The sequence below is a fragment of the Serratia surfactantfaciens genome, from assembly GCF_001642805.2.
Lineage (GTDB): Bacteria > Pseudomonadota > Gammaproteobacteria > Enterobacterales > Enterobacteriaceae > Serratia > Serratia surfactantfaciens.
In genome coordinates, this window is sequence record NZ_CP016948.1 from 3,018,304 (window position 1) to 3,038,647 (window position 20,344).

Annotated in this window: 18 protein-coding genes; 8 read left to right on the top strand and 10 right to left on the bottom strand. The window is 61.1% G+C overall.

Translation table 11 applies throughout. From position 1 onward, the window contains the following. Positions 1 to 196: 196 nt before the first annotated feature. Entirely contained in the window at positions 197 to 652 is a 456-nt protein-coding gene (locus tag ATE40_RS14190) for a DUF805 domain-containing protein (RefSeq protein ID WP_063919808.1), read from the top strand. Here ATE40_RS14190 and pgaD read toward each other — a convergent pair. From pgaD to pgaA, 4 genes are read right to left on the bottom strand one after another with little or no spacing between them, the layout of a single operon-like run. Continuing rightward, positions 649 to 1,089, bottom strand: a complete 441-nt coding sequence (gene pgaD, locus ATE40_RS14195) for a poly-beta-1,6-N-acetyl-D-glucosamine biosynthesis protein PgaD (RefSeq protein WP_019453806.1) — start codon at positions 1,087 to 1,089, stop codon at positions 649 to 651. The genes ATE40_RS14190 and pgaD overlap by 4 nt on opposite strands. Then, on the bottom strand, positions 1,086 to 2,420 hold the full coding sequence (gene pgaC, locus ATE40_RS14200; RefSeq protein WP_063919809.1) for a poly-beta-1,6-N-acetyl-D-glucosamine synthase: 1,335 nt from the start codon (positions 2,418 to 2,420) through the stop codon (positions 1,086 to 1,088). Before pgaC ends, pgaD begins: the two co-directional genes overlap by 4 nt. Beyond that, on the bottom strand, positions 2,417 to 4,423 hold the full coding sequence (gene pgaB, locus ATE40_RS14205) for a poly-beta-1,6-N-acetyl-D-glucosamine N-deacetylase PgaB (RefSeq protein WP_063919810.1): 2,007 nt from the start codon (positions 4,421 to 4,423) through the stop codon (positions 2,417 to 2,419). Before pgaB ends, pgaC begins: the two co-directional genes overlap by 4 nt. Positions 4,424 to 4,433: 10 nt before the next feature. Next, the gene (gene pgaA / locus ATE40_RS14210) at positions 4,434 to 6,890 is read right to left on the bottom strand and encodes a poly-beta-1,6 N-acetyl-D-glucosamine export porin PgaA (RefSeq protein ID WP_071892027.1); all 2,457 of its coding nucleotides are present in this window, start codon (positions 6,888 to 6,890) and stop codon (positions 4,434 to 4,436) included. A 581-nt stretch (positions 6,891 to 7,471) separates the two neighbouring features. Here pgaA and ATE40_RS14215 point away from each other — a divergent pair. Beyond that, positions 7,472 to 7,909, top strand: coding sequence for a type II toxin-antitoxin system HicB family antitoxin (locus tag ATE40_RS14215; RefSeq protein ID WP_019453810.1), 438 nt, complete (start codon positions 7,472 to 7,474; stop codon positions 7,907 to 7,909). A 557-nt stretch (positions 7,910 to 8,466) separates the two neighbouring features. Then, positions 8,467 to 8,541 (top strand): membrane protein YpdK, encoded by a 75-nt coding sequence (ypdK, locus tag ATE40_RS24745; protein WP_099782600.1) that lies wholly within the window; start codon positions 8,467 to 8,469, stop codon positions 8,539 to 8,541. A gap of 55 nt (positions 8,542 to 8,596) precedes the next feature. On the opposite strand, the gene ATE40_RS14220 is transcribed toward ypdK, so the two are convergent. The 3 genes from ATE40_RS14220 to ATE40_RS14230 form a co-directional block, all read right to left on the bottom strand. Next, positions 8,597 to 9,121 (bottom strand): cytochrome b, encoded by a 525-nt coding sequence (locus tag ATE40_RS14220; protein ID WP_019453811.1) that lies wholly within the window; start codon positions 9,119 to 9,121, stop codon positions 8,597 to 8,599. Between the two features lie 111 nt (positions 9,122 to 9,232). After that, positions 9,233 to 10,462, bottom strand: a complete 1,230-nt coding sequence (gene alaC / locus ATE40_RS14225; RefSeq protein WP_063919811.1) for an alanine transaminase — start codon at positions 10,460 to 10,462, stop codon at positions 9,233 to 9,235. A 119-nt stretch (positions 10,463 to 10,581) separates the two neighbouring features. After that, entirely contained in the window at positions 10,582 to 11,121 is a 540-nt protein-coding gene (locus tag ATE40_RS14230; protein WP_019453813.1) for a GNAT family N-acetyltransferase, read from the bottom strand. 168 nt (positions 11,122 to 11,289) lie between these two features. Between ATE40_RS14230 and ATE40_RS14235 the strand changes: the two genes are divergently transcribed. From ATE40_RS14235 to ATE40_RS14245, 3 genes are all read left to right on the top strand, one after another. Further along, complete coding sequence (locus ATE40_RS14235; RefSeq protein WP_063919812.1) at positions 11,290 to 12,534, top strand: DUF1479 domain-containing protein; 1,245 nt, start codon at positions 11,290 to 11,292, stop codon at positions 12,532 to 12,534. 92 nt (positions 12,535 to 12,626) lie between these two features. Further along, entirely contained in the window at positions 12,627 to 14,318 is a 1,692-nt protein-coding gene (locus ATE40_RS14240) for a sensor histidine kinase (RefSeq protein ID WP_063919813.1), read from the top strand. Then, positions 14,315 to 15,049, top strand: a complete 735-nt coding sequence (locus ATE40_RS14245; RefSeq protein WP_019453816.1) for a LytR/AlgR family response regulator transcription factor — start codon at positions 14,315 to 14,317, stop codon at positions 15,047 to 15,049. The genes ATE40_RS14240 and ATE40_RS14245 overlap by 4 nt, the downstream gene beginning before the upstream one ends. A 4-nt stretch (positions 15,050 to 15,053) precedes the next feature. Here ATE40_RS14245 and ATE40_RS14250 read toward each other — a convergent pair whose 3' ends face one another. Next, positions 15,054 to 15,386 carry a DUF2502 domain-containing protein gene (locus tag ATE40_RS14250; RefSeq protein WP_019453817.1) on the bottom strand — a complete coding sequence of 111 codons (333 nt, stop codon included), beginning with the start codon at positions 15,384 to 15,386 and terminating at the stop codon, positions 15,054 to 15,056. A gap of 397 nt (positions 15,387 to 15,783) precedes the next feature. Here ATE40_RS14250 and ATE40_RS14255 point away from each other — a divergent pair, with 397 nt between their 5' ends. Further along, positions 15,784 to 17,013: an L-lactate MFS transporter gene (locus ATE40_RS14255; protein WP_019453818.1), complete on the top strand. Its 1,230-nt coding sequence runs from the start codon at positions 15,784 to 15,786 to the stop codon at positions 17,011 to 17,013. A 67-nt stretch (positions 17,014 to 17,080) separates the two neighbouring features. Here the strand turns inward: ATE40_RS14255 and glk are convergent, their stop codons facing one another. Beyond that, positions 17,081 to 18,043: a glucokinase gene (glk, locus tag ATE40_RS14260; protein WP_063919814.1), complete on the bottom strand. Its 963-nt coding sequence runs from the start codon at positions 18,041 to 18,043 to the stop codon at positions 17,081 to 17,083. Between the two features lie 310 nt (positions 18,044 to 18,353). Here glk and ATE40_RS14265 point away from each other — a divergent pair, with 310 nt between their 5' ends. Beyond that, positions 18,354 to 19,607, top strand: a complete 1,254-nt coding sequence (locus ATE40_RS14265) for an ion channel protein (RefSeq protein ID WP_063919815.1) — start codon at positions 18,354 to 18,356, stop codon at positions 19,605 to 19,607. Here ATE40_RS14265 and ATE40_RS14270 read toward each other — a convergent pair. Then, positions 19,604 to 20,296 (bottom strand): aspartate/glutamate racemase family protein, encoded by a 693-nt coding sequence (locus tag ATE40_RS14270; RefSeq protein ID WP_063919816.1) that lies wholly within the window; start codon positions 20,294 to 20,296, stop codon positions 19,604 to 19,606. The genes ATE40_RS14265 and ATE40_RS14270 overlap by 4 nt on opposite strands. Positions 20,297 to 20,344 lie beyond the last annotated feature (48 nt).

Genomic DNA, 20,344 nt, shown 5'->3' on the forward strand with positions numbered 1-20,344 from the left:
GGTAGCCAAACGTGCCAAATTGTGACGTTTTACGTGATGGAAGGACGCCTGAGGCGGTCACGCTGAATCTCAACCGCGAATAAATGATAATAATTATCACCTTGACGCTCCCGGTTACCCGGATAAAATGCCCCGCTGTTTGCCCTGCTTACCGCCAGACGGCGATTCATCGCCATTATCGCGACAACGGACTGTTATGGAATCTCTCGGACAACTCGCTAAAGGCCTCTATCGTGGGCGCGTCTCGCGCAAAACCTTTATTTTTTCGCTGGCCATCTTCGCCATCGGCATCGCGCTGCTGTCGTTTCTGTCGACCTATCTGGACAAAAATCATTTTCGCGCCCATGCACACAGCGATACCGCCGAATTCGTCGCGGTGCTGCTGTATCTGCTGTGCATTATGGTGTGGGCGCTGTTCTGCTTCGGTCTGGTGACGTGGTTCATGGCCAAAACCGCGTTCCGGTTCAACGATATCGGTCTGCCCGGTTGGGCGCTGGCCGTGGCGTGCTATGTGTGTTCGGTGCTGAACAATTACTCCCCTGGCCCGGTGGCCCGCTGGCTGCCGCTGTTCAGTCTGGCGGGGATGATCTGCGCCCTGCTGTTGCCGCCCGACGGGCTGCGCCGCAAGCCGGACGGCAACGCTGACGACTAACGCAGCTGCACCACCTTGTTCGCTGCCGGTTCGGCCGCCGTCAGCCTGCCGCTGACCTGGCTGATGCCGCCGCCGCTGTTATGGGACACCACGGCGATCGGCAAACGCCGCAGCTGCCGGGTCAGCTCCGGCGTGATATAGCCGATGTGGGTGTTCTGTTGCTGTTTCCGCCAGCGGCCAGCGGCCCTGCGGCGGGAGAAATACTGGTTGTATTTGGCCCAGGCGATCAACGTGACGGCATTGAACAACGCCACAATGATATACAGCGAGATCACCTCCAGCAGCGACAGGGCAGAACCCACCCCGTGCTGATCCATCACCGACATCAGGCCGCGGCTGAACAGATAAAGGAAGCCGCACCAGGCGAAAAGCGTCAGCAGGCTGTCTACCACGCGCGGCAGCAGGCCGCGTTCGGAATAAATCAGGACATCTGTCATTCTTTGATCCTCCCAATGCCCCGATCGGGGCTGATCCAGCGCGCACGCCCGCGCCGAGCTTTCAACATGACTTTGGAAAACGCCACCAGCGTGGTCAGCAGGCTGAGCAGCCAATACACCAGCGGATACCAGATGATCCAGAACAGCGAGCGGCCGAAGCCCTTCTCATAGCGCTTCTCCAGCAGCAGGCTAACGGTGAACTGCAGCAGGCACACCACGCCCAGCACCAAGCCGGTAAACGCCGGCGTCAGCAACGAGTGAATGCGGATGCCCTCCGGCAGCGGCACCGCCAGCCCGGCCAGGAAAATCAGCACGCTGACCAGGTAAGTGAACGCCCACAACGTAGAAAGGCAATACTCGGCGAACAGCAGCCACATATGCCGGTGCTCCCAGGCCCACAGGTTGCGCAGATTCTTTAAAAACACCTCGGCGCCGCCCTGCGCCCAGCGCAGGCGCTGCTTCCACAGCCCTCGCAGGGTCTCTGGCATCAGGATCCAGCACAGCGCCCGCGGTTCGAAGAAGATAGCCCAGTGCTTGAGCTGTAGCTTCCAGCTGATGTCGATGTCTTCGGTGATCATGTCCTGGCTCCAGTAGCCGACATCGGTAAGCGCTTGCTTACGAAACGCGGCCACCACGCCGGAAATGGTGAACAGGCGGCCATAGACGCGCTGCGTGCGCTTGATAAGGCCGATGATCGACGAAAACTCGCCGACCTGGATGCGGCCGATCAGCGTGGAGCGCGTGCGGATGCGCGGGTTGCCGGTCACGGCGCCGACGTGCGGATTGGCCAACAGCGGCGCCACCAAATAGGCCGCCGCATCGCGATCCAGCAGCGCATCGCCGTCGATGCACACCAGAAACTCGCTGCGCGCCGCCGCCGCGCCCGCCTGCAGCGCGATCGCTTTGCCCTGATTTTGCGCCAGATGGATCACCCGCAGGCGGGGGAACTCCAGCGTCAACTGATCCAGCACCTCGGCGGTGTCATCGCTGGAACCGTCGTTGATGGCGATCACTTCGATATTTTCATAGCGCTGCGCCATCGCCGCCGAAATGGTTTCACGCGCGTTCAATCCCTCGTTGAAACAGGGGATCAGCACGCTGATCGACGGGTTGCCCGGCAGCACCGGCGCGGGCATGTCCGGGCTCCAGCGCCAGTGGCGCTCGCGGTGCAGCCAGAAATAGATGCCGCCGGCGATCCAGATACCGGACATGAACAGCGGCCAGAAAAACACGAAGTTGAGCAGCACTTCGCCAGTAAACAGCAGGACGATGCCGAAAGGCACGCTCAACACCAGACACAGGATAAATAAGGCAATTAAACGATCGGTCATGGCAGTGGGAACCAGGCTGAGGACAACACCGGGCGAACGGCATCCAGCTTAGGCCGATCGTCGAGGAAGTTGTCGGGGTAATAACCAAAGCTCTGAGCGCCATTGCGCTGCAGGCGACGCATCCATTCGGCCAGCAGTTGACCGTCATCCAGGCTGATCCGGCGCTCCTTGCGCCAGTCGACGGCCTGCAACTCAAACACCGTTTTATCGAGCGCGCCGGGGTAAACGGCCACTTTGCCCACCAGTTGATCCAGCCAGCGGCCGCTGTCGGCGCGCGACACGTTTTCCATCAGCGGCATCGCCATCGGCGCCACCCAGTCGTAGGCCTGCAGGAAATCCGCCAGATTCTGGCCGAACCAGGCTTCGCTGGCAGGATCGAGCACCGGCATCGCATAGATGTTGCGCGCGGTTTGCACCTGCGGGCCGCGGATCGCCCGCACCCGCTCGGTCAGCGACTGGGTAAATGCGATCAGCGCCCGGCTCTTGAAGCGCGTCCAGCGCGCCATCGCCTGCGGATCCTGGCGTATCGCCGCCACTGAATCGGCGAAGCCGGCCTGGCGGTAGGCCGCAACGGCGTCGGGGCCAGCGTCTTCGAAGTCCGACAGCAGGGCATCGTCGTGGAACAGTATCCCTTTAAAGGTGGCGTGGGCCGCCAGATCCTCGTAGATCTCACCGATGCGCTGGCGCGCCACAGCGCTGAACGGCGACAGGCGGCGGTACTGCTTGTCGTCTACCGACAGCTGCCCGCTTTGCGGATCGAGGCGCTGTACGCGCGGCACGTCAGAGCCCAGCTCGAACGCCAGCACCGGCATCCAGGCATACACGGCCACGCCGGTGCGCGAAGAGAGCTGCCAGGAGACCCGGTTGAACAGGTCGGCCTTCATCGGCAGCCAGCGGTTGGGGAAATAGAGCTCGCGCACGTTGCCGTCGCCTTTTGGATCGGCGAACGCCTGCAGGAAAACGGTATTGATGCGCAGGTCGTAGATGCGCTGGATCAACTTGTCGAGGTTTTTGGCCTGCTGCTGCGGATCGGGATCGTAGAGGTAGTCGAGATCGACGTGCGCCACCCGCATGATCTGCCGGTTCTGTATCTGCGTCAGCTGCTGGGCGAAGCTCGTCAGCGACGGATTGCCGGCCACCAGCATGCGCGGCACGTTCTCAGGCGCGTTGACGTCTCCCAGCCCGTTCTCCAGCGTCAGCGCCATGCGGTAACCGTGCTTGCGCGCGATGTCCAGTGCCACGCCGCCGGCCGCGCCGTAAGGCCAGACCCACACGCGCGGCGCCTTACCGGTGGCGGCGGTGATGCGCTGGGTTATCAACGCCACGTCCTTCTCGATACGTTGGCGATATTCCGCCTCGCTTTCGTAGCGGCCCTGTTTGGCGTCATACAGCCGATTAGCGACCGCCGGTTCGGTATTGCCCTGCGGGTTGGCGATGCCGCCGTAATGCGACGCGTAGGTGTGTGCGCCGATCTCCACCAGCCCGGAGTCCGACACCTCCCGCACCTGCTGCCAGGTGAGGAAGCGATCGCGCGGCGTCATCAGGCCGCCGAAGTCGACCGGCTTGCCGGCCGGCGCATCCAGCCAGACGCCGACCGGCGCCAGCACCGCCGGCCAGTTGTAGGCCTTCAGCAGCGGGAAGACCCGGCTGTAGAAGCTGCGGTAGCCGTCGTCGAAGGTCAGCAGCACCGCCTTGTTCGGCAACGCCGGGCCGCCGTTTTGCGCCTGCAGGATCTGCTCGACCGACACCGGCTGGTAGCCGTTTTGCTTCAGCCAGGCGAACTGTTCGTTGAGCGCGCTGGTGCGCACCGACATGTAGCGCTGGTCCGCCGCGCCGTCTTCCACGTCGTGATACGCCAGCACCGCGTAACGGTTGGCCGGCCACGGGCGTTCCATCGGCCCCACGGGGCGCTCCGCCGGCGGCGTGAAGCGCGGCACGTCCACCTGGCTGCAGGCGGTGGTCAGCAACGCGGCCAACACGAAAAGCGAGGATCGAATAAGCATGATTATTCCTTTAAAAACGATAATTCAGATCAAACGTCACGCCGATGTTCCGCTCGCGTTTGCCGTCGTACGGATGCTTCTCAAACTGCAGCATCGCGCCGGCGTCCAACACCCCGTTCCAGCTGATGCGCTGGCCGTAACCCAACTGGGTGATCGGCTTGCGCGCATAGTCCCGCTGCCAATAGCTGCCGGCACCGGCCTGGAACTGCTGGCTCCACTCGGTCTGATAATGGCGATACAGAGTGTGATCGAGCGTTAACGACGGCAGCAGCGTGAAGTCGCGCTTCGGGTTGTAATACGGCACGTTCTCCTGGCTGTTGCGACTGCCGGACAGCGTCAGGTTCATGTCCAGCCGATAGCGGGCGCCGGCGAGCAGCCGTTGCCGCCCTTCTAGGCCGTATTCCAGCCGGTTGTTGCCGTCCGAGAAGTGCGAAGGCGCCACGCTGGCACGCAGCTCGCGGCTTTCGTTCTGCTGCCAACGCAGCCACAGGTTACCGCCGTTGGCGCTGATGCCGTTGGTCAACGCACGCAGCGGCGTCTCGGCCGACAGCCGCGCCACCGAACCGCCGAGGCGCCATTGATCATTCAGGTCATACCAGGATGAGAGACGCAGGCCGAGCTCATTGCCGTGGCCGTAGTTGCGGTTGGCCACCTCGGCCTCCAGCCACAGATCGCGCGAGCGCCACTCGGCGCCGGCGCTGAGATCGCGATTGATGCCCTTGCCCTCCTCGAACTGGCCGGTGTTGAATCCCCAGCCGGTGAACAGCCGCCAGTTGTCGTCGATCGGCGGTGAATAGAGCGCGGCGTGAATGCCGAAATCGTGGCTGCCGCTGACCGGCCCGTCTGAATCGATGCCCTGATTGCCGCTGATGCGCAGTTCAGACATGTGGTGAATGCGGCGCGAACGCTCGAGCTGCTGAGCGGCGACGCTTTCCGGCGCGCGCTGGATGACATCGTCGGCCAGCAAATCGAGCTGCCGCCACGCCTGCAACTCCTGAGCGACATAGCCCTGCTGGATCTCCAACGGCAGGCTGCGCGGCTCCAGCCCTTCCACCTGCTTCAGCTCCTCCTCCGCGCGGCGCGGCCAGCCGCGCGCCAAATAAACGCTGGCCAAGGAGATGCGCAGACCCTGATTGCCCGGCGCCGTGCGCGCCAGATGGGTCAGCTGCCGTTCGGCCTCGGCCAGATCGCGTTGATAAACCCGCGACTGCGCCAACAGCGATTGGCCGACCAGCCAGTCATCGTTGTAGGCCAGCGTCGGCAGCTGGTACAGGCGGGTCGCGTAGGGATAGCGCTGGCTGACGCGCTGCGCCAGCAGCGCCGCCTGATCGATGCGTTCGTTCTCCGCCTGCGCGTAAAACAGATCGGTTTCGTCTTCGGCGGTCACCGCCTGCGGTGCGGCGGCGTTCAGGCGGCCGAAAATGGCCTGCGCCTTGTCCGGCTGCTGCAGATAGAGGTAGGCGGACGCCGCCCAGCGCTGGGCATAATCCGGCACCGTGCGCCCTTCCGCCTGCAGGGTTTGATACTCGCTCACCACGTCGGCCATTCGATAACGCGCCAGCAGCGCGCCAAGGCGATCGATACGCGCCTGTTGATAGCTGTCCTGCGCCTCCGGCAGCGGCCGCCACTGCGTCAGCAGTTGGTCATAGCGCGCCAGCGCGCGATCGGCGATGACGAAACGTTCCTGTTCGCCGCGAGCATCGATAAACGACAACCGCACCAGCTCGGCGGCTTCATCCGCCTGCAGGCGCCGCTGCTGCACGGGCGGCAATGTCAGCCCCTGGCTTTCACGCAGTGCCGGATCCGCAACCCGATTCGCCGCCAGCAGCGTCACGTAATAAGCCTGAATTCCGGTGTCGGACGGCGTCAGCGCACGGGCATGGGTAACGTTTTCCAGCGCCGCCCAGCTGCGGCCGGCGGTCTGGTCCACATAGGCGCGCGTCAGATACCACGTTGCCGGCTCCAGCAGCTTCTCCGCTTTTGCTGCTTCCGTTTGCGCCTGCACATCCTGCCCGGCATCCGCCAGCGTCATCACATAGCCGCGCTGCAGACCGCCGTCGGCGGGAGCGAGCTGCAACGCCGCACGCCACAGGCGCAGCGACGGTTGCCACTGCTTCAGGTTGCGATAGGCGCGGGCCGCCGTCGCCAGACTGGCGCTATCCCGCTGCAGCGCGGCGCCGTCGGCACGCCAAAGCGCGACCACCTCTTCATCGTGGCCGGCCCAGCCGGCCACCTGGATATAATCGGCTCGCTGCTGCAGGCTCAACCCCTCCCGAGCGCGCCGCTGCGATAAATACGCCAGCACCGGCGCGGTATCACCCGACCTGGCCTGACGGATCAGTGCGTCATAGCGTTCATCCGCCAGCGCGGCGGCCGGCAGGGATAAACCGATAAACAGCAATGACGCCGCATATTTGGTGGCGTGGCGTTCGGTAAAGCGTAATGAACGCGAGTTAACTTTAGGCACGAGGCATTCCTTTAATCCGTGAGCTGCTGTCCTGGCAAAGTGGAAATGCGAGCAGGCACCCGAAAAATCGGCTAAGGCCGTCGGGTAATAAGCATGGAGTAATGAATATTTCTGTCTGGCGCACGCTTAAATAGAATCGAATGCGCCTTTGCCTAAAAAGAGTATTTTATAAATCTGCCGATGAATACCGCAGCCAGGTGATATCTGAATAAAAATGGAATTTCACAATTGTTAATAAGTGAAATAATAAAAATTAAACCCATAAAAATCATAAACATAAATTTATATCATAATCAATATTCTTACTTTCACTCTACCATGTGAAATTGTATAAAAACCGGTGTGATATTTGATTTTAATTATCATTATCACCCATCGACAGGGTTATTAATCCAAGTGACTAATTAAATAATCTTTCTTGCCGGCAAAAATAATAAGAATATTGCTCACCAGAAAATTAAATTTGCCTGCTAATAATTATTGCTTTCAATTTAAATTCCCCTACGGCTACGTTCCTGCTGGCTATCTCCCGGACATGCCGTCACAATAGCGCCTCATTCAGATTTTCATCAGGGATCGCCATGTTCAGCCACTACCCCGCCCATTACCTCTTCGACCGCGACAGCGACGCCTGGCAGATCGGTTTCCACGACTTCCCCGAGTGGCAATCGGCCTGCTATAAACGCGAAGACATCGAGCTGGAAGCGCAGGAAAGCCTGCTGGCCGCCATCGCCGCCGCGATGGACGAAGGGCTGCCCCTGCCCGCCCCTTCCCCTCTGCAAACCGATGACTTGAGGGTACACCTGCCGGCGCTGGTGGCGCTGAAGATCGAGCTGCACAACGCCATGCTGCGCAAAAACATCGGCAAAGCGGCGCTGGCGCGCCAGCTGGGATTCAACGGCGGGCAAATGGAGCGGTTGCTGGATATCGGCTACGCCTCGAAGGTTGAAGCGCTGGAACAGGCGCTGTATCTGTTGGGCTATGAAGTGCGCGTGACAATAAGCGAAGTTTGCCAATAAGTTAGCTGCAGGTAAGCAAAATATTATCCGCAAGGGCTAAATTTTCCCCAGTTGGCGCCGATGTGATCGTTACCTAATCACTTGTCGCAACAACGAAGGCTAAAAATGGAGTGGAGTCGCCGTCATATTTGGGCCGTTATTCTGCTGTCTTGTCTCGTTTTTTGGGCCATTTTGGTGACCGGCATCAACGCCCTCGCCTGAGCGCCTGCCACCGCATTGCCACCCCCCGATTTTGCAGCCCGCCACGGCGGGCTACTTCCTGTCGCTTGCCGATGAAAAGCGTTATAAAACAGCACAGGCAGGTCAAAAAACAGCCAAAAATTGTGATCAAAAACACAGTATTGAAATCAGACCAGTATTGAGAGTACATTAGCGCCGATCCTGTCGCGGTTCAGATTTTACCTCACGGAGCATGAGGCGCGACAACCGGACAACCCGCGCTCGAGGACGTTGTTCTTTCGCTTGGAAGAACCCGCCCGACAAGCTGGTTGCCCATAAAATACTCAGCACAACAATCGGGATCATTGCTGGCGAGGACTCCAGACAGGAGTTGTTCAGTGAAATATTTTTTGATGGGCGTGTCATTCATGCTGGTTGCCTGGGTTGGCACCTTCATGTTGATGGTTGCCTGACCAGGAATACAGCCAAAGGGACGCGCAAGCGTCCCTTTGTCGTTTCAGTCTACGATTATTTTCCCGGCATCATGCGGCGCAAGGTGTCGTCCTTACGCAGGTAGTGGTGATACAGCGCCGCCAGCGCATGCGCGCCAATGATAAAGTAGCCGATGTTGGCCAACGTCTCATGCACCGTTTTGACCAACTTGCGCATCACCGGATCCGGCGTCACCCATTGCGGTACCGGCCATCCCAGCAACGTCCACGATTTTCCGCCGTAGGCTAGGGTTAACATCCCCAGCAGCGGCAACATCAAGAACACTACGTACAGCAGCCAATGGAAGATCTTGGCGCCCACTTCCTGCCATTCGGCCAACGGTGGCGTGGTCGGCGGCGCCGCGTGAAAGGTGCGCACCGCCAATCGAATCAGCATCAGGGCAAAGACCGACACCCCAAAGTTAAAGTGCAGATTTTTGACCATCGGCGCCCACTCGTCCGGCACCGAATCCTTCAGCAACATCGCCGCATAGGTGAGGATCACCATCAGCAACGTCAGCCAATGTAAAACGATTTGCGATCGCGCGTAGCGGTTGCTCATACACTCTGTCCAAAAAATAAAACTCAGCGTAGTCGAGCATAATGGGGAAATAATGAAGAAAACCTTGGGTCGGAAAAAAATAAGGCCGGGCGGGCGCCCGGCCTGACGGGATTATTTGGCGCCGCCGCCTTTGCCCGGCTTCAGCAGTCCGTCTGCGCGGAACATCGCCTTGATGCCGCGCACCGCCTGACGAATACGGTCCTGATTCTCGATCAGCGCGAAACGCACATGAGTATCGCCGTAATCGCCGAAGCCGATGCCCGGTGAGACGCAAACCTTCGCTTCCGCCAGCAGACGCTTGGCGAACTCCAGCGAGCCGAGGTGGGCATAAGGTTCGGGAATTTTCGCCCACACGTACATCGACGCCTTCGGATTTTCCACCATCCAGCCGGTCTCATGCAGCCCCTTCACCAGCACGTTGCGGCGCTGCCGATACTGTTCGGCGATATCGCGCACGCACTGCTGATCGCCTTCCAGCGCGGCGATGGCCGCCACCTGCAGCGGCGTGAAGGTGCCGTAGTCGTGATAACTTTTGATGCGCGCCAACGCGCTGACCAGCTCGGGGTTACCGACCATGAAACCGATGCGCCAGCCGGCCATGTTGTAGCTTTTCGACAGGGTGAAGAACTCCACCGCAATGTCTTTCGCCCCCGGCACCTGCATGATCGACGGCGCTTTCCAGCCGTCATAGACGATGTCGGCATAGGCCAGATCGTGGATCACCAGCACGTTGTACTGCTTGGCCAGCGCCACCACCCGTTCGAAGAAATCCAGCTCCACGCACTGCGCGGTCGGGTTGGACGGGAAGCCGAGGATCATCATTTTCGGACGCGGAATGGTTTCCCGAATGGCGCGCTCCAGCTCACCGAAGAAATCCACGCCGTCCACCAACGGCACCGAACGCACCTGTGCGCCGGCGATCACCGCGCCGTAAATGTGGATCGGGTAGCTGGGGTTCGGCACCAGCACGGTATCGCCGTGATCGAGGGTCGCCAGCATCAGGTGCGCCAGCCCCTCTTTCGAACCGATGGTGACGATGGCTTCGCTTTCCGGATCGATATCCACCTGATAACGATCGGCATACCAGCGCGAGATGGCGCGGCGCAGGCGCGGAATGCCACGCGAGGTGGAGTAACCGTGGGTGTCGTCGCGCTGGGCGACGGCGCACAGTTTTTCCACGATGTGCGGCGGAGTCGGGCCGTCGGGGTTACCCATGCTGAAGTCGATAATATCCTCGCCGCGACGGCGTGCGGCCATCTTCAGTTCGGCGGTGATGTTGAATACGTAAGGGGGAAGGCGTTCAATGCGCGTGAAACGGCGCTGTGGACTGTTATCAGCCATAGGGGATTCCTCGATAAACGTTAGCGCCCGGACCGTCCGAGCGACGCTGGCCAGCGAACTGACCGAATATCGAACATAGCGCAGCGCCGACGAGCTTGTCGATACCCGGCGCGATATTTTTATTTGCCGCCCTGAAACTCCGCCGCCAGCAGCCCGAACAGCCAGTCGTCTCGCCACTCTCCCGCCAGGCGGAAGTTATCGCGCAGCGTGCCTTCCAGCTGAAAACCGCACGACTCCAGCAGACCGCGCGAGGCGAGGTTGCCGGAGGTCACGGTAGCGGTCAGCTTGTGAAAACCGCAGGCGTTCACCGCAAAATCCAGCACCGCCCGCAGCGACTCCTTGCCATAGCCCTTGCCCTGCCCGGCAGGCAAACTGCCGTATCCCACCTCCGCTTGCCGATACGGCAGCCACTGCGGGCGAAAGCCGGTAATGCCCACCGCCTCCCCGCTGTGCTTCTCACGCATCACCAGGCACAGCCACTGATCGCCGTGTTTGTCCCAGGCCGGCAGCCGCGCGTCGAAACGCTCGCGGATCGCCGCTTCGCTGAGCGGATCGGCGATATAGCGGATCACCTCAGGATCCTGGTAAAGGCGCAGAAACAGCGGCCAGTCCTCGGCGGTTATCGACTGTAAGTGCAGACGTTCAGTGACCAGCTTCATAAAATCTCCGAAAAACGAAAAAGAGGAACTTACGAATGAAAGATATCTCTTTATTTTCCCCGATTGGTTGCCGATAATCATTCACGTTAAAACCACAAAACCATAACGTCTTGCCCGATTCCCTACAACTGCCCGCCGCAGTCACTCACGCGGCACCAGGAGAACACTATGGCCTCTTTAGTCATCGACGATATTCCGCAGGCGATTGTTAACGTCAAGCGCCAGCTGCGCCAGGCATTGCCGAACTACCGCGAAGTCTTTCAGGCGCTGGAAGAGAACATCCGCGGCCAAGTCGAACAGATCCGACGCGAGCTGGCCGCCGGCCACAATCCGGTGCCGCAGATCGACGCGGAAGATATCCTGCAGCAACGCGTCAGCGAGCAGCACATAGCGCTGATCAAGCAGCGCGGCGCCTGCGCCATTCGCGGCGTGTTTCCGCGCGCCAAAGCCGAGGGCTGGAATCGCGAAATCGGCGACTACCTCGAGCGCAACAACTTCGTCGAGCGGTTGAAAAACGCCGCCGAAGACAACTATTTCGGCAAGCTGGCCGCCAGCAAGCCGCAAATTTACGGCATCTATTGGTCGAAACCGCAGGTTGAAGCGCGGCAGGATGCGCGCATGCACGCAGTGCAGGTGTTCCTCAACAGCCTGTGGGCCACCGAGAGCAACGGCAAACAGCATTTCGATCCGACCCGCGTCGCCACCTACGCCGATCGCACCCGCCGCCGCCCGCCGAACTCCTCGTCGCTGGGCCTGTCGCCGCACGTCGACAGCGGCACCATCGAGCGCTGGCTGGACGAAAACTTCCGCTATGTGTATCGCCACGTGTTCTCCGGCGACTGGCAACAGTACGACCCCTTCGCCGCCGACGGCCGCACCGAGGTGCGCGAGATAGCCTCCCCGGCGGTCTGCTCGATGTTCCGCACCTTCCAGGGCTGGACGGCGCTGACGCCGCAGCGCACCAACGCCGGCACGCTGAACCTGGTGCCGATCGCCAACGCCATGGCCTACGTGCTGCTGCGCGCGCTGCAGGACGACGTCGCCGACGACGATCTGTGCGATGCGGCGCCGGGCCGCGCGCTGTCGATCTCGGAAAAATGGCATCCCCTTTTATTAAGTGGGATTTCCCCTATTCCCGACCTAGAGCCGGGCGACACGGTATTTTGGCATTGCGACGTGATCCACGCGGTGGAGAACGAGCATAACGGCAAGTTCGACAGCAACGTGATGTACATCGCCGCCGCACCGGGCTGCGCGAAAAACGACGCCTACCTGCAGCGCCAACTGCCGAGCTTTATCGACGGCAGAACGCCGCCGGACTTCGCTCCCGACGACTTCGAAGTGGATTTTGACGGCCGCGCCACCGCCGATCTGCTGACGCCGCTGGGCAAAACGCAGCTCGGCATGCGCTGACCGCCGGCCTGAGCCACGGGCCTTTCTCGCTGTGGTATACTGCCGCCATCCGTAGGCCGCAGCGAGAACCCGTCGTGCACCCTTTTTTTGAAATGCTGTTGGCGGTGTTTGATCGCGCCGCGCTGATGTTGATCTGTCTGTTTTTCCTGACCCGCACCCGGCTGTTCCGCCAACTGCTGCAAAAAGAAGATCATACGCCGCTCGAACTCGGCATCGTCACGGCGATCTTCTCACTGTTTGCGCTGTTCAGCACCTATTCCGGCATCAACGTTGAGGGATCGCTGGTCAACGTGCGCGTCATCGCCATCATGGCCGGCGGCATCCTGTTCGGCCCCTGGGTGGGGATCGTCACCGGCATCATCGCCGGTGTGCACCGCTACCTGATCGACATCGGCGGCATCACCTCGGTGCCCTGCCTTATCACCAGCATCATCGCCGGCATCAGCGCCGGCTACATCAATCTCAAGGTGAAAAAAGAGCAGCGCTGGCGCGCCGGCATCGTCGGCGGCATGCTGTGCGAATCCCTCACCATGCTGCTGATCGTGCTGTGGGCCAAACCGACCGAGCTCGGGCTGGATATCGTGTCGCAGATTGCCCTGCCGATGATCCTCGGCACGGTGTGCATCGGCCTGATCGTGCTGCTGGTGCAGAGCGTCGAAGATGAAAAAGAGGTGATCGCCGCGCGTCAGGCCAAGCTGGCGCTGGATATCGCCCACAAGACGCTGCCCTATTTCCGCAATATCAACAGCGAATCGCTGGCCACCATCTGCGATATCATCCGCCAGGACATCCGCGCCGATGCGGTGGCGATCACCGATACCCATCAGGTGCTGGCCTACGTTGGCGTGGGGCGCGAAGCCTACCCGATCGGCCGCGAAGGGTTGAGCCGCGTCACCCGCGAAAGCATTCGCCACGGCAAAATCATCATCAAGAACAACCTGGAAAACCCGGCCGCGCCGCAGATCCATTCGCAGCTGGTGGTGCCGCTGTGGGAAAAAGGCGAAGTGACCGGCGCGCTGAAGATTTACTACTGCCACGCCCACCAGATCACCAACACGCTGAAGGTGATGGCGGTCGGGCTGTCGCAAATCATCTCCACGCAGATGGAGGTTTCCCGCATCGAGCACCTGCGCCAGATGGCGGACAAGGCCGAAATGCGCGCGCTGCAGAGCAAAATTAACCCGCACTTCCTGTTCAACGCGCTGAACGCCATCTCTTCCTCTATCCGGCTGAATCCGGACACCGCGCGCCAGCTGATCATCAACCTGTCGCGCTACCTGCGCTACAACCTGGAGCTGAACGACGAGCTGATCGATATCCGCAAGGAACTGCACCAGATTCAGGACTATATCGCCATCGAACAGGCGCGCTTCGGCGCCAAGCTGACGGTGATTTACGACATCGACGACGACGTCTCGGTGCGCATTCCAAGCCTGCTGATCCAGCCGCTGGTGGAGAACGCCATCGTGCACGGCATCCAGCCCTGCAAGGGGAAAGGGGTGGTGGTGATCGCGGTGAAAGATCAGGGCGACCGGGTGAAAATTTCGGTGAAGGACACCGGCCACGGCATCAACCAGGACACCATCGACCGGGTGGCGCGCAACGAGATGCCGGGCCACAATATCGGCCTGCTCAACGTGCATCATCGCGTGTCGTTGCTGTACGGTGAAGGCTTGCATATTCGCCGCCTGGAACCGGGCACCGAAATCGCGTTTTACATCAGCAAAAACGGCGGCAAACTGCATCAGGAACCGAGCGCGCCGCCGATCGGGGAGGCCTCATGAAAGCCATTATCGTGGAAGACGAATTCCTCGCGCAGGAAGAACTCAGCTACCTGATCAAGAAACACAGCAACATCGATATCGTCGCCACCTTTGAGGATGGCCTCGATGTCCTCAAATACCTGCAGACGCACCAGGTCGACGCCATTTTTCTCGACATCAACATCCCGTCCCTGGACGGCGTGCTGCTGGCGCAAAACATCAGCAAGTTCGCCCATCGGCCGTCGATCGTGTTCATCACCGCCTATAAAGAGCACGCGGTGGAAGCCTTCGAGATAGAGGCGTTCGACTATATCCTCAAGCCTTATCACGAAGCGCGCATCGTCACCATGCTGCAAAAGCTGGAGGCATTGCATCAACGCCCCGCCGGCGCGGCCGAGCCGGCCAGCGCGCCAAGCCGCGGCAGCCACAGCATCAACCTGATCAAAGACGAGCGGATCATCGTTACCGACATCAACGATATCTATTACGCCGCCGCCGATGAAAAGGTGACGCGGGTCTATACCCGCCGGGAAGAGTTCGTGATGCCGATGAACATCACCGAGTTTTACGGCCGGCTGCCGGAAGAGCATTTCTTCCGCTGCCACCGCTCTTACTGCGTTAACCTGGCGAAGATCCGCGAGATCGTCCCCTGGTTCAACAATACCTACATTCTGCGGCTGAGCGATCTCGAGTTTGAAGTGCCGGTCAGCCGCAGCAAGGTGAAAGAGTTCCGCAAGCTGATGCGCCTGTAAGCGCTTACCAGCGCGGGCCCGGACGGTAGTAATAGCCCGGCGGCGGCGGTGGCGGCATGCGGTAATGCGGCCGATCGCGCCAGTCGCGCGGCGGCGGCCCGTAGTAGATCACCCGTGGCGGCGGGCCATAGTAGTAACCGCGCGGGCGTTCATACCGGTGGTGATCGGCCCACCAGCGCGGATCGCGCCAGCGATAGCCGTCCCAGTAGTGGCCGCGATTGTCGCGATCGCCGATATGCAACGACAGGCCCGGCACGTTCACGCCGATGGACACATCGGCCTGGCTCGCCAGCGGCAGCGCCAACAGCGCAGCCAGTAACAACAGCGTTTTTTTCATTTCATGGACTCCTGCAGAACGGACCTTGTCCGATCGCAGATAACATAGTCCCGCGCTCACCGCCGCTCTATAGGCGCAATGCCGATTTACGCCTTTCAGACGCATCCTTCACAATTTCACCACAATCGTTCACCGGCGATTAACAATAAATCGTTGATATCTTTGATGTAGATCACGTGTCACCCGCGGCATTTCACGCGCTTTTCGGCGCAAAAACGGCAACTCACGCCGCATAAAATGCATTTCATTCCTTCCGTCGTGCAACTCATTCCCGATCCGCCGTCCACCGGGAGAGCCGGCCATATAATAAGCCCATACCGCGGGAACGTTGATTCACCCCGCAAATTTCAGCCAGCGGCTCACGCCCGGCAACGCACACACAGGAAGGAGACCGGCCATGAACACCAAACCGGCAAATCGCAGCTTAATCGTTCTCGGCACCATCATCTGTCAGATGGGTCTGGGCACCATCTACACCTGGAGCCTGTTCAACCAGCCGCTGGTCGACAAGTTCCATTGGGGGCTGGCGGACGTCGCCACCACCTTCTCCATCACCAGCTTCTTCCTGGCCTTCGCCACGCTGTTCGCCGGCAAACTGCAAGAGCGTTTCGGCATCCGCAACCTGACGCTGTGTGCCGGCATTCTGGTCGGCCTGGGCCTTATCGCCAGCGCCCACGTCAGCTCGCTCGACATGATCTACCTGCTGGCCGGCGTAGTGGTGGGCTTTGCGGTCGGTATCGCCTACATCTCCACCCTGTCCAACCTGATTAAGTGGTTCCCGGCCAACAAAGGCCTGATTTCCGGCATCTCCGTCGGTGCCTTCGGCAGCGGCAGCCTGCTGTTCAAATACGTCAACGCCGCCCTGATCGCCGACGTCGGCGTTTCCGGCGCCTTCTTCTACTGGGGTGTCATCGTGATGGGCCTGATCGTCGTCGGTTCGCTGCTGCTGAAAGAGCCGGTGCTGGCGACCCGCACCGCACAGCAAGGCGCCAACGGCCTGGGCAACGACTTCAGCGTGCGCCAGATGCTGGCCACCAAAGAAGCCTACCTGCTGTTCACCATCTTCTTCGCTGCCTGCATGAGCGGTCTGTACCTGATCGGCATCGTGAAAGACATGGGCGTTCAGCTGGCCGGGATGGACTTGGCTACCGCCGCCAACACCGTATCCGCCGTCGCTATCTTCAACACCGCCGGCCGCATCATCCTGGGCACGCTGTCCGATAAAGTGGGCCGTATGCGCGTCATCAGCTTCACCATGCTGGTTACCGTGCTGGCGATTGTCGCACTGAGCTTCATGACGCTGAACCACACGCTGTTCTTCATCTGCGTCGGTGCAGTAGCCTTCTGCTTCGGCGGCAACATCACCGTGTTCCCGGCGATTGTCGGCGACTTCTTCGGCCTGAAAAACCACAGCAAGAACTACGGCATCATCTACCAGGGCTTCGGCCTGGGCGCGCTGGCCGGTTCGTTCGTCGCCAAATACTTCGGCGGCTTCCACGCCACCTTCATGGTGATTGGCGTCCTGTCCGCCGCCTCCCTGCTGATTACGCTGTTCATCAAAGCGCCGAAAGCAGTGGAAGTGGAAACCGAAGAAACCGCACAGGCGGCGGAGCTGGCCAAAGCCTGATCCCCGCGAAAACGACAAGGGGCGCAACCTGTGGGTTGCGCCCCTTTTTATTGTTCTGCCGCAGAGCTTACAGCTGCATGCCCAGCGTCTGGCGCAGATGCGCGCCGGCTCCCAGCAGGCCCGGTTGGCCATGCGTGATCATGAACACCGGGATGTCGCGCACATAGTCGCGGAAGCGCCCCTTGTCTTCAAAGGCGGCGCGGAAGCCCGAAGCCTTGAAGAATTCCATAAAGCGCGGCACGATGCCGCCGGCGATGTACACGCCGCCAAAGGTGCCCAGAGTCAGCGCCAGGTTGCCGCCGAAGCGCCCCATGATCACGCAAAACAGCGACAGCGCACGGCGGCTGTCGATGCAGCTGTCGGCCAACGCCCGCTCGGTGATGTCCTTCGGCTCCAGCTTTTCCGGCAGGCGGTTGTCCGCCTTGACGATGGCGCGATAAAGGTTGACCAGGCCCGGCCCGGACAACACGCGCTCGGCGGAAACGTGCCCCACTTCCGCGCGCAGCACCTCCAGAATAATGTCCTCTTCTTCGCTGTTCGGCGCGAAATCGACATGGCCGCCCTCGCCCGGCAAGCTGACCCAGCGGCGATCGACCTGCACCAAATGGGCAACGCCCAGCCCGGTGCCGGCGCCGTACACTGCGATCGGTTTGCCCGGCTGAGCCTCGCCGCCGCCAAACTGCAGCACGTCGTCCGGCGAGAGCATCGGGATCGCCATCGAGACGGCGGTGAAATCATTGATCACCTCCAGATGACTCAGCCCCAGGCTGGCCTTCATCGCTTTGATCGAGAACGCCCAGCTGTGGTTGGTCATCGCCACCCAGTCTTCGGTCACCGGGCAGGCGATGGCGATACAGGCGTCCTGCACCTCGATATCGCACTCTTTCAGGTAGTGGCGGATCACCGCCTCCAGGCTGTCGAACTCCAGGCCGGAATAGGTTTTCGCCTGGGTAATCTCACCCGTCGCAACAGTGCACAACGCCAGGCGGGCATTGGTGCCGCCAACATCACCTACGAGGGCATAGGTCATTGATTTCGTCTCCGTAAAATGAAAAATAAACAGCTGCCCACACTGTAAAATCCTGCCGCAAAAACAACAATCACCCGCCTCGGATCTGCGCCCCAATAGCGATCCGGATCACAAAAAACGTTTCAGCTTGCCCGCCACGCCGCGTTTTGAAACAAATTGCGGCAAAAAACGCCCCCCGGCGACTGTTAACCGTCATCGACGCCGGGCAATATCAGTGCGTGCCTGCACGCCGATAGTCTGGCAAGCTGTGGCCACTGTCCAATCACCCGCTCTCCTTGCCCGGCATGGAGGCATCGACAAGGGAATACCCATGCTGCATCCGCGCGCCAATGCCATGTTGGCCTTTGCTTTGCCTGCGCTGATTATCGGTTCCGCATCCAGTCTGGTGCTGCTGTTGGTGATGAACGTCGCCGCCACACTGCAGCAATGGCTGTGGGTGACGCTGCCCGATATGCTGAGCCTGGACGCCCAGTCGCCCTGGTGGCCGGTCGCGATGCTGACGCTGACCGGCGTGGCGGTGGGCCTGATCGTGCGCTATATGCCGGGCCACGCCGGGCCGGATCCGGCGACGGAATCACTGATCGGCATGCCGCTGCCGCTGCCGCTTTCCGCCCTGCCGGGGCTGGGGTTGGCGCTGATCGTCGGCCTGGCCGGCGGCGTCAGCCTGGGGCCGGAGAACCCGATCACCGCCATCAATATCGCGCTGGTCGCGGCGGCTGGGGCGCGCCTGCTGCCGAAGGTGCCGCGCATGGACTGGATCATCCTGGCGGCTGCGGGCACCATCGGTGCGATGTTCGGCACCCCGGTCGCCGCCGCGCTGATCTTCTCGCAAACCCTGGCGGGCAATAACGAAACGCCGCTGTGGGATCGGCTGTTTGCCCCGCTGGTCGCCGCCGCCGCCGGCGCGGTCACCACCCAGATGTTCTTCGTGCCCAGCTTCGCCCTGCAGCTCGACGCCTACGATGTAACGCGGCTGCCGGACATCTTCAGCGGCGCCATCGTGGCGCTGATCGCCATCGCACTCGGCATGGTGGCGCTGTGGTGCTTCCCGCACGTTCACCGCCTGTTCCATTCGATAAAGAACCCGGTGTTGATGTTAGGGCTGGGGGGCTTTGTGCTGGGCCTGCTGGCGCTGGTGGGCGGAGAGATTACCCTGTTCAAAGGGCTGGATGAAATGAAGCGCCTCGCGCAAGACGATGGCTATTCGGTGCCGGCGCTGTTGACCATTACCCTGACCAAGCTGGCGGCGCTGGTGATCGCCGCCGCCTGTGGCTTTCGCGGCGGGCGCATCTTCCCGGCGGTGTTCGTCGGCGTGGCGCTGGGGCTGATGCTGCACCAGCATGTGCCGGCGGTGCCGGCGGCGATCACCGTCTCCTGCGCCATCATGGGGCTGGTGCTGGTGGTGACGCGCGACGGCTGGCTCAGCCTGTTCATGGCGGTGGCGGTGGTGCCGGATCTGCACCTGCTGCCGGTGCTGTGCATCGTGATGCTGCCCGCCTGGCTGGCGCTGGCGGGCAAACCGCTGATGCTGGTGAACCGCCGGCGGCCGCCGCACGACGATTAGGCCAGCGCGAACGCCGCGGCGGCACGGGCGTGGATCGCGGTGGTGTCGAACACCGGCACCGACGCATCCCGCTCGCTCACCAGCAAGCCTATTTCGGTGCAGCCGAAAATAATCCCCTGTGCGCCCTGCTGCTCCAGATCGCTGATGATCCGGCGATACTCGTCGCGCGAGGCGTCGCGAATTTTACCCAGGCACAGTTCGTCATAGATGATGCGGTGTACGATGTCGCGATCGGCGCTGACCGGCGTCACTACGTCGATGCCTTGCAACTCCTGCAGGCGGCCGCGGTAGAAGGTCTGCTCCATGGTAAAGCGCGTGCCCAGCAGCCCGACGCGGCGAATGTTTTTTTCCCGCACCTGCAGCGCCGTGGCATCGGCGATATGAATCAGCGGCAGGCCGCTGGCCTGCTCGACCGCCTCCGCCACCTTGTGCATGGTGTTGGTGCAGATCACGATAGCTTCGGCGCCGGCGGCGCGCAAAGCCACGGCAGCGGCGGCCAGCAGCCGGCCGGCACCGTCCCAATCGCCCTGGTGCTGCAAGCGTTCAACCTCCTGAAAATCGACGCTATAGAGCACGATTTTGGCCGAATGCAGCCCGCCGAGGCGCGCCTTTACCTGCTCGTTGATAGTGCGGTAATAAGGAATGGTGGATTCCCAGCTCATGCCGCCCAGCAAGCCCAACACTTTCATCATTCGTTCCTCAGCATTTTCCGACGATCCTCTGACCTTACCTGAGAA

Coding starts and splice junctions, on each gene's coding strand:
- ATE40_RS14190 (WP_063919808.1), top strand. CDS start 197: ATGGAATCTCTCGGACAACTCGCTAAAGGCCTCTATCGTGGGCGCGTC.
- pgaD (WP_019453806.1), bottom strand. CDS start 1,089: ATGACAGATGTCCTGATTTATTCCGAACGCGGCCTGCTGCCGCGCGTG.
- pgaC (WP_063919809.1), bottom strand. CDS start 2,420: ATGACCGATCGTTTAATTGCCTTATTTATCCTGTGTCTGGTGTTGAGC.
- pgaB (WP_063919810.1), bottom strand. CDS start 4,423: ATGCTTATTCGATCCTCGCTTTTCGTGTTGGCCGCGTTGCTGACCACC.
- ATE40_RS14215 (WP_019453810.1), top strand. CDS start 7,472: ATGTTCAGCCACTACCCCGCCCATTACCTCTTCGACCGCGACAGCGAC.
- ATE40_RS14220 (WP_019453811.1), bottom strand. CDS start 9,121: ATGAGCAACCGCTACGCGCGATCGCAAATCGTTTTACATTGGCTGACG.
- alaC (WP_063919811.1), bottom strand. CDS start 10,462: ATGGCTGATAACAGTCCACAGCGCCGTTTCACGCGCATTGAACGCCTT.
- ATE40_RS14230 (WP_019453813.1), bottom strand. CDS start 11,121: ATGAAGCTGGTCACTGAACGTCTGCACTTACAGTCGATAACCGCCGAG.
- ATE40_RS14235 (WP_063919812.1), top strand. CDS start 11,290: ATGGCCTCTTTAGTCATCGACGATATTCCGCAGGCGATTGTTAACGTC.
- ATE40_RS14240 (WP_063919813.1), top strand. CDS start 12,627: ATGCTGTTGGCGGTGTTTGATCGCGCCGCGCTGATGTTGATCTGTCTG.
- ATE40_RS14245 (WP_019453816.1), top strand. CDS start 14,315: ATGAAAGCCATTATCGTGGAAGACGAATTCCTCGCGCAGGAAGAACTC.
- ATE40_RS14250 (WP_019453817.1), bottom strand. CDS start 15,386: ATGAAAAAAACGCTGTTGTTACTGGCTGCGCTGTTGGCGCTGCCGCTG.
- ATE40_RS14255 (WP_019453818.1), top strand. CDS start 15,784: ATGAACACCAAACCGGCAAATCGCAGCTTAATCGTTCTCGGCACCATC.
- glk (WP_063919814.1), bottom strand. CDS start 18,043: ATGACCTATGCCCTCGTAGGTGATGTTGGCGGCACCAATGCCCGCCTG.
- ATE40_RS14265 (WP_063919815.1), top strand. CDS start 18,354: ATGCTGCATCCGCGCGCCAATGCCATGTTGGCCTTTGCTTTGCCTGCG.
- ATE40_RS14270 (WP_063919816.1), bottom strand. CDS start 20,296: ATGAAAGTGTTGGGCTTGCTGGGCGGCATGAGCTGGGAATCCACCATT.